General features: G+C 35.4%; 15 protein-coding genes. 9 read left to right on the top strand and 6 right to left on the bottom strand.

From position 1 onward, the window contains the following. Window positions 1-40 precede the first annotated feature (40 nt). From PQF83_RS21125 to PQF83_RS21110, 4 genes are all read left to right on the top strand, one after another. Window positions 41-259 carry a helix-turn-helix transcriptional regulator gene (locus tag PQF83_RS21125; protein ID WP_000154009.1) on the top strand — a complete coding sequence of 73 codons (219 nt, stop codon included), beginning with the start codon at window positions 41-43 and terminating at the stop codon, window positions 257-259. Beyond that, complete coding sequence (locus tag PQF83_RS21120; RefSeq protein ID WP_001081111.1) at window positions 252-725, top strand: hypothetical protein; 474 nt, start codon at window positions 252-254, stop codon at window positions 723-725. Before PQF83_RS21125 ends, PQF83_RS21120 begins: the two co-directional genes overlap by 8 nt. 116 nt (window positions 726-841) lie before the next feature. Further along, window positions 842-1,474: a class A sortase gene (locus PQF83_RS21115; RefSeq protein ID WP_001041721.1), complete on the top strand. Its 633-nt coding sequence runs from the start codon at window positions 842-844 to the stop codon at window positions 1,472-1,474. A gap of 139 nt (window positions 1,475-1,613) precedes the next feature. Then, window positions 1,614-2,735, top strand: coding sequence for a YHYH domain-containing protein (locus tag PQF83_RS21110; RefSeq protein WP_000813414.1), 1,122 nt, complete (start codon window positions 1,614-1,616; stop codon window positions 2,733-2,735). Window positions 2,736-2,764: 29 nt separating this feature from the next. Here the strand turns inward: PQF83_RS21110 and PQF83_RS21105 are convergent, their stop codons facing one another. Beyond that, window positions 2,765-4,150 (bottom strand): peptide MFS transporter, encoded by a 1,386-nt coding sequence (locus PQF83_RS21105; RefSeq protein ID WP_000443153.1) that lies wholly within the window; start codon window positions 4,148-4,150, stop codon window positions 2,765-2,767. 252 nt (window positions 4,151-4,402) lie between these two features. Here PQF83_RS21105 and brnQ1 point away from each other — a divergent pair, with 252 nt between their 5' ends. Next, a complete protein-coding gene (gene brnQ1 / locus PQF83_RS21100) occupies window positions 4,403-5,692 on the top strand; it encodes a branched-chain amino acid transport system II carrier protein BrnQ1 (protein WP_000771678.1) in 1,290 nt (429 codons plus the stop codon). A gap of 130 nt (window positions 5,693-5,822) precedes the next feature. After that, window positions 5,823-7,544, top strand: coding sequence for a DUF2339 domain-containing protein (locus tag PQF83_RS21095; protein ID WP_000656718.1), 1,722 nt, complete (start codon window positions 5,823-5,825; stop codon window positions 7,542-7,544). A 35-nt stretch (window positions 7,545-7,579) separates the two neighbouring features. Here the strand turns inward: PQF83_RS21095 and PQF83_RS21090 are convergent, their stop codons facing one another. Both PQF83_RS21090 and PQF83_RS21085 read right to left on the bottom strand, forming a co-directional pair. Beyond that, window positions 7,580-9,127 carry a DNA-binding protein gene (locus PQF83_RS21090; RefSeq protein WP_000791493.1) on the bottom strand — a complete coding sequence of 516 codons (1,548 nt, stop codon included), beginning with the start codon at window positions 9,125-9,127 and terminating at the stop codon, window positions 7,580-7,582. Between the two features lie 181 nt (window positions 9,128-9,308). After that, window positions 9,309-10,700: an amino acid permease gene (locus PQF83_RS21085; RefSeq protein WP_001164905.1), complete on the bottom strand. Its 1,392-nt coding sequence runs from the start codon at window positions 10,698-10,700 to the stop codon at window positions 9,309-9,311. A gap of 280 nt (window positions 10,701-10,980) precedes the next feature. Here PQF83_RS21085 and PQF83_RS21080 point away from each other — a divergent pair, with 280 nt between their 5' ends. From PQF83_RS21080 to PQF83_RS21070, 3 genes are all read left to right on the top strand, one after another. Continuing rightward, window positions 10,981-12,273, top strand: a complete 1,293-nt coding sequence (locus tag PQF83_RS21080) for an NCS2 family permease (RefSeq protein ID WP_000487209.1) — start codon at window positions 10,981-10,983, stop codon at window positions 12,271-12,273. Window positions 12,274-12,556: 283 nt separating this feature from the next. Next, a complete protein-coding gene (locus PQF83_RS21075) occupies window positions 12,557-12,757 on the top strand; it encodes a helix-turn-helix transcriptional regulator (RefSeq protein WP_000301182.1) in 201 nt (66 codons plus the stop codon). Window positions 12,758-12,761: 4 nt separating this feature from the next. Then, window positions 12,762-13,190, top strand: a complete 429-nt coding sequence (locus PQF83_RS21070) for a hypothetical protein (protein WP_000706636.1) — start codon at window positions 12,762-12,764, stop codon at window positions 13,188-13,190. Between the two features lie 39 nt (window positions 13,191-13,229). Here the strand turns inward: PQF83_RS21070 and PQF83_RS21065 are convergent, their stop codons facing one another. Genes PQF83_RS21065 through PQF83_RS21055 form a run of 3 tightly spaced genes read right to left on the bottom strand, consistent with a single transcriptional unit; the run spans window position 13,230 to window position 15,822 of the window. Continuing rightward, the gene (locus tag PQF83_RS21065) at window positions 13,230-13,667 is read right to left on the bottom strand and encodes a GNAT family N-acetyltransferase (protein WP_000633749.1); all 438 of its coding nucleotides are present in this window, start codon (window positions 13,665-13,667) and stop codon (window positions 13,230-13,232) included. 14 nt (window positions 13,668-13,681) lie between these two features. Continuing rightward, window positions 13,682-13,939 (bottom strand): DUF4022 family protein, encoded by a 258-nt coding sequence (locus PQF83_RS21060; protein WP_001996702.1) that lies wholly within the window; start codon window positions 13,937-13,939, stop codon window positions 13,682-13,684. A 53-nt stretch (window positions 13,940-13,992) separates the two neighbouring features. Beyond that, window positions 13,993-15,822, bottom strand: coding sequence for a monovalent cation:proton antiporter family protein (locus tag PQF83_RS21055; RefSeq protein WP_000399995.1), 1,830 nt, complete (start codon window positions 15,820-15,822; stop codon window positions 13,993-13,995). Between the last annotated feature and the right edge of the window lie 51 nt (window positions 15,823-15,873).

The raw sequence follows: 15,873 nt of genomic DNA, 5'->3' as shown, positions 1-15,873 counted from the left end.
TGTTAAGGGTAGCATACAATGATGGTGAGAGGTGGTAAATTTGACCATTTTAAATAGAGTGAAGGAATTAAGAGCTCGGTTTAATTTTTCGCAAAGTGTATTAGCAGAAAAGGTTGGAGTGACGAGACAAACAATCGCGGCAATTGAAAAAGGGGATTATGTTCCGTCATTGTTATTAGCGCTTACGATTTGCGATGTGTTCGAGCTCAAGATGGAAGATGTGTTTGTTTTAAATAAGGAGGGGGAAGAGGATGAATAGACTTGTATTTTCCTATATGTTGAATGTACTTTTAATGGTATTAGCAGGTTGGGCATTTATTGAGTTGTATTATTTTACTATCGAAGTTGCTAATTTTATTCAAACGAAGAGGGTACCATTTGAAGTTTCGGTGAGTTTAATGCCAATAGGATTGCTTTTAATATTTGGTATTGTATCGACTGTTCTTTATAAAATTCAAAAGAAAAAATATAAAGAGCTATCATATTGGATGTTTCCACTGTTATTTCCTCAAGAAGACGAGCGGGAAAAGGCGATTACAGAAAAGGCTTGTCGTACTACATTTATGTCACTATGGTACGTGTTGCCTTGTGCGGTTGGTTTTTTAACGCTTTCTCCAATTGCTAATCTATATGTTCCTGCATATCCAATATATATTGCATTTAGTATTTTCTTTATTCAAATGACAATTTTCCACGTATCTTTATATCGAAATAAAATCGCTTAAAAAGAAACCTTCTTGCATCAGCAAGAAGGTTTCTTTTCAGCTTACACTTGTACATATAGCAATATTATCTTATCATTTTAAATAGAGTAAGATTTTGTAACGGAAAGGAATTGTATATGAATAAGCAAAGAATTTATAGTATAGTAGCAATCCTCCTATTTGTTGTAGGTGGTGTATTAATCGGCAAACCATTTTATGATGGATATCAAGCTGAAAAGAAACAGACTGAAAATGTACAGGCTGTTCAAAAAATGGATTATGAAAAACATGAGACAGAATTTGTAGATGCTTCGAAAATTAATCAACCAGACTTGGCAGAAGTAGCGAACGCATCTTTAGATAAGAAACAAGTAATTGGTCGTATTTCGATTCCGAGTGTTTCATTAGAACTTCCTGTTTTAAAGTCTTCTACTGAGAAAAACCTATTATCAGGTGCAGCAACAGTAAAAGAAAATCAAGTAATGGGAAAAGGGAATTATGCATTAGCAGGACATAACATGTCTAAAAAAGGTGTTTTATTTAGTGATATAGCGTCTCTAAAAAAAGGCGATAAAATTTATTTGTATGATAATGAAAACGAATATGAATATGCGGTTACTGGTGTATCTGAAGTAACTCCTGATAAATGGGAGGTTGTTGAAGATCATGGGAAAGATGAGATAACACTTATTACATGTGTATCTGTAAAAGATAATTCTAAACGTTATGTTGTTGCTGGTGATTTAGTAGGAACGAAGGCGAAGAAATAAAAAAGAAGGTCAACTCTCTAAAGAGTTGACCTTCTTTTTTACTAATGTTGAGAAATAATAGAATATTTTAGTTGGTATTTAAGTATTTTTCTATTTATGTATAATAAAGTTAGAATTCAAGATTTTGGGAGGAACAAGAGTGAAACAACAGGTGAAGAAACTTCTTTTAACAACAAGTGTAGCGTTATTGGTAGCTCCAATTTCAGCCTATGCGCATCCAGGACGTACAGATGCTAATGGGGGACATACGTGTCGTACAAATTGTGAAAAATGGGGATTGCAGTACGGGGAATATCATTATCACAATAAGCCAGCTTCTAGTAGTGGTGCAACAAGTCCAGCTCCTAGTCAAAATAATAATGGTGCTGTAGAAGCTGAAAGACAAGCAGAAGCACAGCGCAATGCTGAGGCTGAAAAACAACGTGCTGCAGAGGCGCAGCGTAAAGCTGAAGAAGAGAGACAACGTGTAGCGGAGGAACAAAGAAAAGCAGAGGCAGAGAGACAACGTGTAGCTGAAGAACAAAGAAAAGCGGAAGAAGCACGTAAGCAAGAGGAAGCACAACGTCAAGCTGATATGGAAAAAGGACAGCTTGAGGGACAAAAAAATGGAGAGATTGATTTTAAAGCAGGGAAAAATGATGCAGAATCACATTTAGCTGGAAAATCAGATACATATAAAGAAGCATTCAAAATTGCTTATGCTGCATCTTGGTCTTTAGAAGAGCAGAAGAAAACGAATTTTGAAAAAGGAAAAGAGCAAGGTTTAGCACAAGAGACGATGGAAGATAGTCAAATTGCTCCAGAGTTTAAGCCGAATTTTGCAGAAGGTTTCCAAGTAGGGAATAAAGAAAGAACAGAAAAAATTGAAAAAGAGCAAGCTGAACTGGGGGAAAAGGCAGGTAAGGAATTAGCCGGAAAGAACCCCGGAAATAGAGAGAAAGATGTGTACGTGAAGGCGTATGAAACAGCTTATGAAAAGGGTTATAAATCTACAAAAAAAGCAGTAGAAAAGGCTGGCTATAAGTATGCATTTGAAAACTATGATTTGAAAGTTCCTGCTAAATATGAAAAAAATGAATCGTTAAAGAAGTGGTTTATTGAAGGATTTAAATCAAATAAAAAAGCAGCAGAAATTAGAGAAGAAGGATATAAAAAAGGAGACAGTTGGCTTGCATTCTTCTATAAGAATTTTGTGCCAAGTGAATATAAAGAACATAAAAATCTGTACGAACAAGCGATAGAAAAAGGTAAGAATGCATAAAAAAGATGAGGGATTTCCCCTCATCTTTTTTAATCCATCCATTTCACTAACTTCTTAGAAATTAGTAATAAAACGCAGCCTAATACAATTGCTACAGCGCCAATTACTGTAAATACTTCAGCATATCCAAGTGAAGTTGTGAAGCTTGCAAGTTGTCCACCTAAAATGTTAGCGATTCCTGAGCTTGCTAACCATACTCCCATTAATAAAGAAGCAAGTTTTACTGGGGCAAGCGCACTAACCATTGATAGTCCAACAGGTGATAAGAATAGCTCACCTAACGTATGGAAAAGATACGTAAAGACGATAAATAGTAAGTTTGCTTTTTCTGTAATGTTATGTTCATCACTACCTGTTTTTAATGTAGCAATAACGAGAATGATATAACCGATACCGAGCAAGATCATACCAAGTCCCATTTTAGTTGGGATTTTTAAATCCCCGCGCTTGCGAGTTGCAAGTTTTGCCCATAATGCCGAAATAACTGGAGCAAGTAAAATAATAAATAATGGATTGACCGATTGGAACCAAGATGTTGGAACTTCCCATCCGAACACAGAGCGGTCTACAAATTTGTTTGTATATAATGTTAATGAACTACCAGCTTGTTCAAAGCCAGCCCAGAAGAAGACAACGAAGCATGTTAAAATGACGATAACTGCAGTACGTTGTTTTTCTTTTTTTGTTAAAGGTGTATCTCCTACTGATGGTTGTCCATCTGTTGTTTGTAAATCGCGAGTTGGTTTTTTACCGATATCACCAAGGAAGCGATTGGATAGTGTTGTAAATAAAATTTGTCCAATGATCATTCCGATTGAAGCGGCTAAGAATCCGTAACGGAATCCGTAATGTACAACGCCATCAACCGTTGTTTTGAATAAATTTTCTGATAAAAATCCGCAAACGAGTGGAGCTAAAAATGATCCGACATTAATACCCATATAGAAAATGGTAAATGCACTATCACGTTTTGGATCGTTCTCTTCGTATAATTCCCCAACCAGTGTAGAGATGTTCGGTTTGAAGAATCCATTACCGATAATAATAAGCGCTAATCCGAGGTATAGGCCGACTTGGTTTTGTAAGGCAAATAGTGTAAGGTTACCGATTGCCATTGTTATACCACCAATTGTGATCGCTTTTCGTCTACCTAGAAAACGGTCTGTTAAGTATCCACCAATCATCGGTGTGAAATAACAGGCTCCAGTGTAAAATCCGTAAATAGAGAGTGCCCATCCAGGACTAAACCCAAGACCACCGCTTACTAAAGCTGTCGTTAAATATAATGTTAATAATCCTCGTAATCCATAGTAACTAAATCTTTCCCACATTTCTGTAAAGAAGAGTAAGTATAAACCTGGAGGATGTTTCTTTTTTCTTTGTTGTTCTCTTTCTAGTTGTATCGCTGATTCCATGTTATTTTCCTCCTGACACAAACAAAAACAAAGTTAATAATTTTGTACATTTAATATTTTACTTTATTAACTATTATAAGTCAATAAAGGTTGATTTTTCAGAAGAAATTGGAAAAGGGATATAGCTATAGAATGAGTGTTTCTTTTATGTTAGACTATGGACTATGTTTTCTTTGTAAAGAAGCGGTTTATTGCACTTTTTTATATGTGAAATTGATTTCATAAAAGATGAAATTAAAGAAGGAGAAAGAAATGAAATTGTTACAGAAAAAAGAAATTTTACTTATTAGTCTTATGTTATTCTCGATGTTCTTTGGAGCGGGGAATCTTATATTTCCACCTTTTCTTGGGTATGAAGCAGGAGAACATGTGTGGATTTCATTAGTAGGGTTTATTATATCAGCAACAGGTCTTCCGATATTGGGAGTTATTGCGATTGCAAAAGCAGGAAGTTTTCAAACGCTAGCGGGTAGAGTTCATTCTTCATTCGCCATTATTTTTCCGTGTATCGTGTATGTATTTATTGGACCAGGCCTTGGTATTCCGCGTGCAGGAAGTCTAGCTTTTGAAATGGGACCGGGTCAGCTATTTCCGGAAGCGGGTAGCGTAGTCTTATTATGTTACACAGTTATTTTCTTTAGTATTGTGTACTGGTTAAGTTTATCACCGTCTAAATTAATGGGATTGTTCGGAAAAGTTTTAACACCGTTATTATTAGGTATGATTGCTCTTATCTTTATAAAAAGCATGTTTACATCAGTAGGTAGTGTGAAAGAGGCTGCTGGAAATTATGGACAAGCGCCTATGTTCCAAGGGTTTTTAGATGGATATTTAACGATGGATGCATTAGCAGCTTTAATTTTTGGGATTGTGATTGCAAATGCTCTTCGTGCAAAAGGTATTGAAGATGATAAAGGTTTAGCGAAATATATGAGTATTGCTGGAATTGGTGCAGGACTATTATTATCTATTATTTATGTCATACTTGGATATGTCGGTTCAATGAGTGGTTCATTGGGGACATTTGATAATGGCGCGCAAGTGTTAGCACAAGTGATGACTACATTATTTGGACAAGGTGGAGTCGTTTTATTAGGTCTTATTTTTACGATCGCGTGTTTATGTGTTTCAATCGGACTTGTTACATCTTGTAGTCAATTTTTCGCAAGTGCATTTCCGAAAGTAGCTTATAAAGTTTGGGCATTTATATTAAGTTTTGTTAGTATGATTTTAGCTAATTTAGGATTAACACAAATTTTAAAAGTATCAGTACCGATTCTTGGATTTATTTATCCAGTTGCATTAACGCTTATTATTTTAGGGCTATTCCATAAGTATATTGAGAAGTATGCATACGTATATACAGTAACTGTTGGAATTGTAGCGGTGTTTAGTGCAGTTGATATTTTCAATAAAAATGTGATGATGAATCAGTGGACATCAGTATTAAAGTACATTCCGTTTTATACAGAAGGTGTAGGATGGATTGTTCCAGCTATTATAGGTGCTTGTATTGGTGTTGTATTAAATAAGAAGAAATAAAAGAAAGGTGTTTTCCAATTTCGGAAAACACCTTTCTTTTTTGGAAAAATAGTATTGAAAATGAATAGACTAAGAGTATGATAAAGGTAATTGGTAATATATAGGTTTTGAACGGATAAGGGGGGAGCGTATGAAGGAGGATTTGAATAAGAAAATAGAAGCACTCGAAACGGCAATTGAAACGATTCAAGAAGCACTTTTTGAATTGAAAGCCAAACAAAGAGAAATAGAAGCAGAAAATGCTAAGCAACATGTTAGTAAGGAAAAGAAAGAATATATTGAAACGGTGATGGAGGAAAAACAAAAAGAAGAAGTAGTTAGAATAAAAGAGCCTGTGCAAGAACGTGAGGTAAAACAAGTGGATATATCTGCTTTTAAACGAGAACCATTTAATATTATTAAGTTTTGCCAAACGTGGTTACCGCGCATATTTGTCGGTATTATGTTGCTTGGAGTAATTTGGTTATTTAAAGCAGGGGTAGATGCGGGATTATTAACACCAGCAATACGAATTGTGTTTGGTATTGTCCTATCAATCGGTTTTTATTATATAGGGGATATTCAAATTAAACGCGAGCGGCAAGCGTTAGGGTTAGTATTAGCAGGAGGAAGTATTACGGGTATAGTTTTAACGACATTTGCGGCACATTATTTATATGGATTTATTCCAGCGAGTGTCGCGTTTCTATGTAATATCGCATGGGTCATTTTAGGTATTTATATAGCGAAGAGGTATCAATCGGAATATCTTACTATCTTTGTAGCGGTAGGAGCTTTCTTCGTGCCGTTCTTATTAAATAGTACGACTCCTAATCCGTATATTTTCTTTGGATATGAGACGATACTAACGCTCAGCTTATTATGGTATGCGTTGAAAAATCGTTATCAGTATTTATATATGATTTCTTATGTTGTTGCTGCTATTGTTCTTTTTGTCTTCTTTGCTGTTATGTCAATGTTAGTAGAGGATTTGCAAGTCCAGTTAACAGTAGTTTATGGTTTAATTCACTTACTATTATTTTGGCATATGTTTACAGAGAGAAGTTTTATAGTAGAGCCACGCTTGGCGATATTTAGTGCGAATGCAGTCTTTTTTATATTAGCTATTTCAAAAATACATGAATTTACAACATGGGGATTAATGATAAGTGCACTCGTACACGCTATTATGTTCGTGTTTGAATATAGGAAGGATAGACATTCTACATTTACAAATCTTTTATTTGGTTTCGCAATGGGAGCATTTAGTTTAGCGATTTTATATGAGTATAGTTTAGTGAATGCAGCGATTGTACTATTATTACAAGGTTTCCTCGGTATGTTTACTTCTATTAAAGGAAAACAACAGATAAAATTGTATGTTAGTGCGACGGTTTACGCAATTGGAATGATACAGACGATTTTTAGCCCGTTTGATCAATTTATTTCGGCAGGCTTTGTTGCTCATCTTATTTTAATAGGAACGTTCTATTATTGCATGAGACAAGCGAAAGAAGTATTAGCGAGCTTTGGCAAGTATGTGTATTCTATAGCACTCTATTGGTTTATGGTGATTGTATTTATTACAATTACTAGAATCGGTGAAGTTTTGTCCACAGATGGAAGCATAATAAGTGTATCTGTATCGTTATTATGGATGGTGTATGCATTATTTGCAGTTTGGCTTGGCCGGAATAAAAATATGAATGAAATATTATATGCCGGCTTAGTCGTGTTAGTCGTAACGATAGGAAAGCTATTCCTTCTAGACTTACCAGAAGTTTCAATGATGATTAGGGCAGTGTTATTCTTAATAGTAGGTAGTATAGGTATCGTTATTTCAAGAATGTTTTTCTCAAAAGAAGAGAAATGAGAAGAAGGCAATCCATATCCGGATTGCCTTTTTCATTATTTCTTATTAATCGTTACAGTCTCACTATATTTCGCTGTTGTATTTTGACGTAGACGAAGTGTTGCTTGTCCAGTCGTATTTGGATCGATTTGTACGTTCACAATTTTTTCAGCAGAACCTAAGCTGTTTGTTGTGAAAGAAAATGCACTACTATATCCGAAAGTAGATGGCCAAGTGCCATTTGTATTTTGAACTTTCGCTACTTGTGTACCGCCAGTAGTGAATATACCTAAAGAATAATTATTGTATGTTGTGTTTGGTAATAAGTTATTTACTTGAATTTTGATTTGGAACACTTCATTGTTTGGTAGAGTGCTAGGGTGTGTAACTACGTAGTCATTTGCTGTTACTGCACCGTTATAGCCATATGAACCAGGTTTAAAAGTATTTGTATTAAACCATTGATAACCTGCATTTGGCGCACTCCAAGGTTCAGGTTGTGGCTCAGTTGATAAGCTTGGTTGTTCAAATGTTTGTAAAGTGGTAGGTAAATCAAGTTGTAAACCATTTACTTGGTCTAAACTTGTAAATGTCTCTTTTTTCGATAGCCAATTTACGATATTTTCTAGTAAAATCGCATCGTTTTCTTCTTTATATCCATCGTAAGTTTTCTTTGTTTGGCCAGAGTCTTCACGAACGTATTTTGGCGTAGCATCTTCAACAGGAGAAGAGTCTCCAATAAAGGCAGCTTTTCCAAGCCCTACTTTTGCGATAGCAGCATAAGGACCTTCTGCAACACCACCGCCGTTATACACACCGCTATCAACAGCGTTATTCCATTTTGCTGGGTTTTCTGGAAGATAAACAAGTCCTTTTGCTAGTTTTGGATTTGTAATTGCTAAAGTAGAACCAGCATGCATTGCTACAGATGAAACCCCTTCTGTAATTCCGAATGATTGTTCAGGTGATACAATATTTTTAGCGGAAACATCACCGATTGCATTATAGCGGAAGCGAATACCGAAGTTGTCAGATAGCCAATCAGAGCTTTCTACTCCTTGCATAGCTTGTGAATTGGCTTCTTCGTTAGACATTCCTTTTGCTGGATTATCCCAAGCACCGCGTCTATATCCGTTAAATACTTCAGAAGAGTCCCAACGATTTTTATTACGATCTGCATTATAATGATCGGCAATGAAGAAGATACTACCGCCATTTTTCACGTATTGTAACATAGCATCTTGTTCAGATTTTTTGTAAGGAATATTTGCTTCTGGAACGATAAACACATTGTAGTCTTTTAAATCTTCGTATGTAATCGGTGTTGATTTACGTAGTTCTTTTACATGATAGCCGTTTTGGGCAATGCCGTTTCCGAAATCAGAAAAGCCACCATCGATAACCCAGTCAGCAGTCCCGGCAGTTTGACCGTGTGTATTATCGAATAATACTTTTTTCCCATTGTTTTGATTTACAACTTTTGCAGCAATTTCAGGAGCTGGGTCTACAGAGCTTTCGGCATAAGTAGATGGTATGAACGAAGCCCCTATGCTTAGTGTAATTGCTGTTGCTAAAGAAAATGTAATCCATTTTTTATTCTTCATAGAAGAATCCCCCTAATAATAAATATATGTGCTTTAATAATGTAATTTATTTTTCTGTAAAAATAAAGACGGAAAACATAAAAAATATTAAAAATTTGTAAAAATACCGTGAAATTTGTTGAGAAATATTTATATAGGCATAAAAATATCCCTTCCAAGTAATAAGGAAGGGATGTTTTGCTTAACCAATTTTTGAATTAGGTGTTTCATCAATTTTATGAAAACCTTTCATGTAATACACGACAGCTAAACCGATAAGCCAAATTGGTCCAACAATTAATGCAATCCTTGTATCTTCTGAATACGCCATTATACATAATACGAGTGCAAGGAAAGCAAGTGAGAAATATGAACTTAATGGGTATAAAGGCATTTTATACGATAACTTTTGTTTGTTTTGCGTCGGCAAACTTTTACGGAACTTAATTTGAGCGACTAATATAATACCCCAAGTCCAAATTGCCCCGAAAGTTGAAATACTAGTGAGCCATGTAAATACTTTTGCGGGCACAAGATAGTTTAATATAACACCAACGAGTAAAACGATTGCTGTTGCTACAATTCCTTGACTTGGAATGCCATTTTTATTTAAACGACCGAATCTTTCCGGAGCTTTTTTCTGTTGAGCTAATGTATACAGCATGCGGCCTGTACTAAATAAACCACCATTACAAGAAGAAAGAGCTGCTGTTAATACGACGAAGTTAATAATTCCTGCTGCTTTTGCGATACCGATTTGCTGGAATGTTAATACAAATGGACTTCCTTTCTCACCAAGTTCGTTCCATGGATAAATTGCCATCATAACGAATAGAGCCCCAACGTAGAACAGTAATATTCTCCAAAATACGTTATCGATTGCTTTTGCGAGTGTTTTTTTCGGGTTTTGCGCTTCACCCGCTGTAACGCCGATTAATTCAACGCCTAAATAAGCGAATAGCACCATTTGCATGGAGAGGAGTAACCCAGAAAAACCATTTGGGAACCAGCCACCATGTGACCAAAGGTTTGAAATGCCAGTAGCGATACCACCGTTTCCGAAGCCAAATAAAATAATACCAGCCCCAACTACTATCATACAGATAATTGTGACAATTTTAATGAGAGCAAACCAAAATTCAAGTTCTCCAAATACTTTTACAGATAAAAAGTTGAAAGCACTCATTAATAATAGAGCGAGTAAAGCCCAAGTCCAGCGCGGAATATCTGGGAACCAGTACTGCATGTAAATGCCAGCAGCCGTAATTTCAGCCATGCAAGTAACAACCCATAAGAACCAGTAGTTCCAACCGGTAATATAGCCAGCTAGTGGTCCAAGATAATCATATGCATATTTACTAAAAGAGCCAGCAACAGGTTGTTCAATTGCCATTTCTCCGAGTGCTCGCATAATGAAAAAAATAACGAGTCCAGCAATCATATAGCCTAGTAAAATAGAAGGACCAGCTAGTTTAATAGCAGAAGCAGATCCTAAAAATAGTCCAACGCCAATAGCTGAACCGAGTGACATTAAAGTAATATGTCGTTCTTTTAAACCTCGGTTTAAAGTTCCAGATTTGTTTGTGTGCTGCATAAGAAGAATCCCCCTTGTAGAGTGAACGATATTTGAATGCGTTTACTAAATATTTAACTATTTCAAATTATAAAACATTTCCATCTGTTATGCTACAAAAATAATCATTATTAACTGTACTACATCTGTACTTGTCAGACTTAAACTTAAAATTCGAACTATTAGCGAATATATTGACTCTTCTTTTTATTGATTGTTAAGATTAAGTATTATATTTTCTCACATACTAGTAAGAAAAGAATGTGTGATAATAATTCAGATGTAGGAAGGGTACATAACCATGTTTCAATTACAAAAATATAACACTTCTGTGAAGCAAGAGCTTTTAGCTGGCATCACAACTTTTTTTACATTTGCGTATATTCTTGTCATCAATCCGAAAATATTATCTGATGCAGGTGTACCATTTGATCAAGCTTTTACGGCAACTATTATTGCGACTGTTGTAGGGACGCTATGTATGGCGTTTTTAGCTAACTATCCAATTGTTATTGCTCCAGCTATGGGAATGAATGCGTATTTTGCTTATTCTGTCGTTCAACAGGCAGAGGGGATTACATATGTCATTGCGTTTTCAGCAGTATTTGTAACAGGTATCATTTTTCTTTTATTATCTTTCACTTCATTTAGGCAAAAGCTTATTGTCGCAATTCCTGATAGTTTAAAACATGCAATTGCAGGTGGAATTGGGTTATTTATTGCTTTTATTGGATTACGTCTATCTGGAATTATCGTTGATCATCCATCTAACTTAGTTACGATTGGTGATTTCCATTCTCCAGCCGTTATTTTAACTTTAATTGGTTTGATTTTAGCGGCGGTATTAATGACATTGCGTGTGAGCGGTGCATTATTTATTAGTATGATTGTGACAGGAATTATCGCCTTCTTTACAGGGCAGCTGAAGTTTACGGATAAAATTGTTGCGATGCCTCATTTACCAGAGGGGATTATCGTTTCAAATCCAATTAACGCCTTTTCAGATGTAATTGAATACGGATTATATGGCGTTGTATTTTCATTTTTACTTGTACTGTTATTTGATACAACAGGAGCATTACTCGGTTTAATTAAACAAGCAGGCTTAATTACAGATAATACAGAGAAACGTTTTGGTAAAGCATTTATTGCGGATGCAATTGGCGGTACTACAGGTTCTATCTTTGGGACAAGCCCAACAGCAGCGACGATTGAATCTTCAGCTGGTATTGCTGCAGGTGGTAAAACAGGATTAACAGGTATTGTAGTAGTTGGCCTAACGATTATAACAGCATTCTTCAGCCCTGTTATTGCTTCTTTATCAAGTGTAGCCGCTATTACAGCTCCATCATTAATTATTGTAGGTAGTTTAATGGCACAAAGTATTCGTGATATTAATTGGAATGAATTTGAAGATGCATTACCAGCATTTTTAATTTTCGTTGGTATTCCGTTAACGTCTAGTATTGCGAATGGAATTGCAATTGGATTTTTAGTGTATCCAGTCTTAAAAATTGTGAAAGGGAAAGGGATGGAGGTACATCCGTTACTCTACTTATTTACAATTTTATTTGGATGTCATTTATTCTTATAATATAGGAGAGGGGGCTTCTTATGAGGGGCTCCTTTTTTGTGTATAATAAAGTGAAACTATAATCAGTGGGGGTTCTGTTCATCCCCCACTGATTATTAGTTGAACCAATCGGGCTTTTATGGGCAGTTTGACTCTCTCTGGATATCTGGTTATTAGCTTAATTATTAGGAGGGAGTCTTACTGCCCGTTAATGCGGGGTAAAGTGAAACTATAATCAATCACGCAAAATATAAATTACTTAATGGAATATATATGTTACAATATGGATGGAGGGGGAACATGAATGGCTGTAAGTAAAATAAAAGTCGCGCGTGTTCAGTTAGATTTAACACAGCAACAATTAGCAGAAAAAGTAGGCGTTACAAGGCAAACGATTAGTTTAATTGAGAAGGGCAAATACAATCCGTCTTTAGATTTATGTTTGAAAATTTGTTATGCAGTAGATAAAACTTTGAATGATTTGTTTTGGGAGGAAAAGGAGTGATTCGATGAAAATTGTGAAAGATGAACGTTTAATGATTGAGGGGTTAAAACATATTAGATTAGTTTTCATCTTACAAAATATTTTCATACTAGGTATTGTTTTTTATCGCTACGTTTTGCAAGATGCAGGATATGAAAGTGTTTCGGATTTATTAATGGTATTTATGGGTGGGATTGTAGTTATTAACTTTTTAAATCTGAAAAATTCAGTGGAAGTGTATGAGCATACAGGGGGAGTATCACGTAGCTATTTCATGAAACTATTATTCATTCCGGTAAGTATTGTTATTGGGATTTTAGCTATTTGTATCGTTGTAACACCAGATATTTCGATAAAGGAAATTAGTATGACAGGACTTATTATGTTTGCTTGTTTTTTAGTTCCTAGTCTGTTTATATACATATATATGAAAAAGATAAAAAGTGAAGATTGAAATATAAGAAAAGCTTTCCCGTATTGCGGAAAGCTTTTCTTATATTCTTTTATACAGTACTTTATGAAGGCCAATTGGTTCAATTTCAAAGATTTCACCATGTTCTTGGAAGCCTAAGCGCTTGTAATAGTCAGACACATTAATTCGGCCATTACACCATAATATATTTGATTGACGCTCTTGTAAGATTTGTTCTGCTTTCTGAATTAAGGAGCTTCCAGCGTGGTTGTTTCGAAACTCAGGCAATGTGGCCATTCCTCGTAGACGATAATGCATACCTGCTTGTAAGTCGGGATGCATTTCCTTTGAGAAAGAAGCGATACTAATAAGTTGATCGTTTATAAATGCGCCTAAGTGAAAGGTATCTGTTTCATAGTCAGAAGGGTATTTACAATCTGCTAATGTTTGATTCGGGCGCAAAATTTTTTGACGTAATACGTAAGTTTCAGATCCATCAATATTTTTCACGGTAATCATATTAACATCCTTTCTTATAAGGCTTTTTCTGTTAATTGTATAAAGAAATAGGCAGGTGCGGCGAAAAGTCCGAGTATACTAGCGGTTCCGAGAAGGAGTGAAAGTAAGAGGCAAGAGTATTTTATTCCATTTGATCTTTTCCATCCGTAACTACAAATTTCAATACTAACACCGATGAGAATAATGGCAACGAGTATTTCTGCTAATAATAAGAGAGCTAAAGTTATAATAGACATAATGTAATCCATCCTCATAATATGTGATAGTAACATTTTACCATATGGAATGGAAAAAAATGCCCCTTAATTATGTAAGGGGCATTTTTCTATTCTAATATGCTTTTTAGTGTATCGATATGTTCCTTTGAGCCTGTTACAAGTAATGTGTCACCGTGTTGTAGTCTTGTATCACCATGAGGGATTAATGCTTTATTCCCACGATAAATTTGAATGACTAGTACATCACCTAAAAACGGAAGGCGACGAAGTGCAACGCCGTTATATTTATTGCTTCGTAGTTCAACTTCACGGACTGTTTCGTTTGCTGTTGTAATTAAGCGAACGAGACTCGGTTTATCAATTAGCGCACGTAATAGAATACGTGTAGAGTTAATGGTTGAGAATACGGCGATATGTTCTTGTGTTGCTTTTTCTTGTAGAAGCGGATCTTCTACACTTGCAATAACATGTTCAACACCTAGTTCTTTTGCATGTTCTGCTAATAGTAAGTTTTGTTCATCATCACTTGTTGCAACAACAACGCGGTCTGCATGAAATGCTGTTTGTTCGGTTAATGATGCAATTGTGATGTCATCTAATTTCACAATAGGGAAGTCGTGCGATTTCGCTTCCTCATCATTTATTTTATTTTGACGCATCATATATAGTGTTACGTCATAATCTTCTCGTTTTAAATCAAGTGATAACGGAAGGGTAATTCTGCTCGCACCAATAATTGAAACTTTTGGTTTTGGTGTTTCCACTTTTGGGAACATCTTTTTAAATAATATAGGTGCGAAAATACAAGTAATAACTGCGCTTAAAATAAGGGAGGCAGATAAACTTGGACTAATGATTCCTAGTTTTTCACCAATTTGTGCAGCTGCAATAACTAAAGAAAGTGTCGATGTTAATAAGATGGCACTCCCCAGTACGATATTACGTGGATACCATTTTCGTAAAACGAGTGATGGTAACAGTTTTGAGATAAAGAGTCCTACAATTAAAATTGGGATCATTAGCATACTAGAAGGCTCTTTAAAAATAGACCAAACCTCTAAATTTACACCAACCATTACGAAGAAAATAGGAATGAAGAAACCGTATCCGATAGAATCCAGTTTTTCAACCATATCTTCATTTGGTGATAATAATGATACGAGTACACCTGCTAAGAAGGCACCTAAAATATTTTCGGCTCCAACGGATTCAGATAACCCAACTAATATTAAGATGAGTGCAAAAACAGCTCTTGTATCAATTTGTACACTACCAGCTTTTAAGCTATCTAAGTATGGAATGTTTTTAAAACGTTTTGCAACGAAGTAAATAACAATACCAGCGCCGAATAGAAGAAGAAGGAGCCACATGCTTTGGCCGCTTTCGGAATTTAATCCGACGAATACAGCAAGTAAAATCATTGTGACTAAATCGGCAATAACAGCGACTAATAAAATGATTTGTCCGATTGCGGTTTTTCCTAAGTTATTTTCTTTTAATGTTGGTACGACAACACCTAAAGAAATTGTTGAAATAATTAAAGTCATAAACATTGCATTATCTACAAATCCTAGCCATACGAATAGTAGTGATAGGGCATAAGATAAGATGAAAATAAATAAGAAGATAACACTTGCTGCTTGAAATGTGTTTGGTTCGTTTGTCGTATTCTTTTTCCCTTTTTGTTTAAAGATAGAAAAATCAATTTCTAAACCGCTTAAAAACATAAGAAAGATAAATCCTAGTGTCGATAAGACTTGAAGCCACATATCTGGCTCAATAATATTAAACCCACTTTTACCTACAAAGATTCCTGCGATGATTTCTGCAACGACGACAGGAAGTGCTTTTAATTTAAAGCGTTGTAACAAAAGGGGAACGAAAAACGCGATTGCAACGACAACCATAAGTGATAGAACAGAAGTGTGATGTTCCATTGCGTTCTCTCCCTTCAAATAAATATAGTACTTATTTAGCCATATAATAGG

This window comes from Bacillus sp. FF-1, assembly GCF_028548245.1.
Taxonomy (GTDB): Bacteria; Bacillota; Bacilli; order Bacillales; family Bacillaceae_G; genus Bacillus_A; species Bacillus_A paranthracis.
This window is presented reverse-complemented; position numbering and strand designations above follow the sequence as displayed.

Coding starts and splice junctions, on each gene's coding strand:
- PQF83_RS21120 (WP_001081111.1), top strand. CDS start 252: ATGAATAGACTTGTATTTTCCTATATGTTGAATGTACTTTTAATGGTA.
- PQF83_RS21115 (WP_001041721.1), top strand. CDS start 842: ATGAATAAGCAAAGAATTTATAGTATAGTAGCAATCCTCCTATTTGTT.
- PQF83_RS21105 (WP_000443153.1), bottom strand. CDS start 4,150: ATGGAATCAGCGATACAACTAGAAAGAGAACAACAAAGAAAAAAGAAA.
- brnQ1 (WP_000771678.1), top strand. CDS start 4,403: ATGAAATTGTTACAGAAAAAAGAAATTTTACTTATTAGTCTTATGTTA.
- PQF83_RS21095 (WP_000656718.1), top strand. CDS start 5,823: ATGAAGGAGGATTTGAATAAGAAAATAGAAGCACTCGAAACGGCAATT.
- PQF83_RS21090 (WP_000791493.1), bottom strand. CDS start 9,127: ATGAAGAATAAAAAATGGATTACATTTTCTTTAGCAACAGCAATTACA.
- PQF83_RS21085 (WP_001164905.1), bottom strand. CDS start 10,700: ATGCAGCACACAAACAAATCTGGAACTTTAAACCGAGGTTTAAAAGAA.
- PQF83_RS21080 (WP_000487209.1), top strand. CDS start 10,981: ATGTTTCAATTACAAAAATATAACACTTCTGTGAAGCAAGAGCTTTTA.
- PQF83_RS21075 (WP_000301182.1), top strand. CDS start 12,557: ATGGCTGTAAGTAAAATAAAAGTCGCGCGTGTTCAGTTAGATTTAACA.
- PQF83_RS21070 (WP_000706636.1), top strand. CDS start 12,762: ATGAAAATTGTGAAAGATGAACGTTTAATGATTGAGGGGTTAAAACAT.
- PQF83_RS21065 (WP_000633749.1), bottom strand. CDS start 13,667: ATGATTACCGTGAAAAATATTGATGGATCTGAAACTTACGTATTACGT.
- PQF83_RS21060 (WP_001996702.1), bottom strand. CDS start 13,939: ATGTTACTATCACATATTATGAGGATGGATTACATTATGTCTATTATA.
- PQF83_RS21055 (WP_000399995.1), bottom strand. CDS start 15,822: ATGGAACATCACACTTCTGTTCTATCACTTATGGTTGTCGTTGCAATC.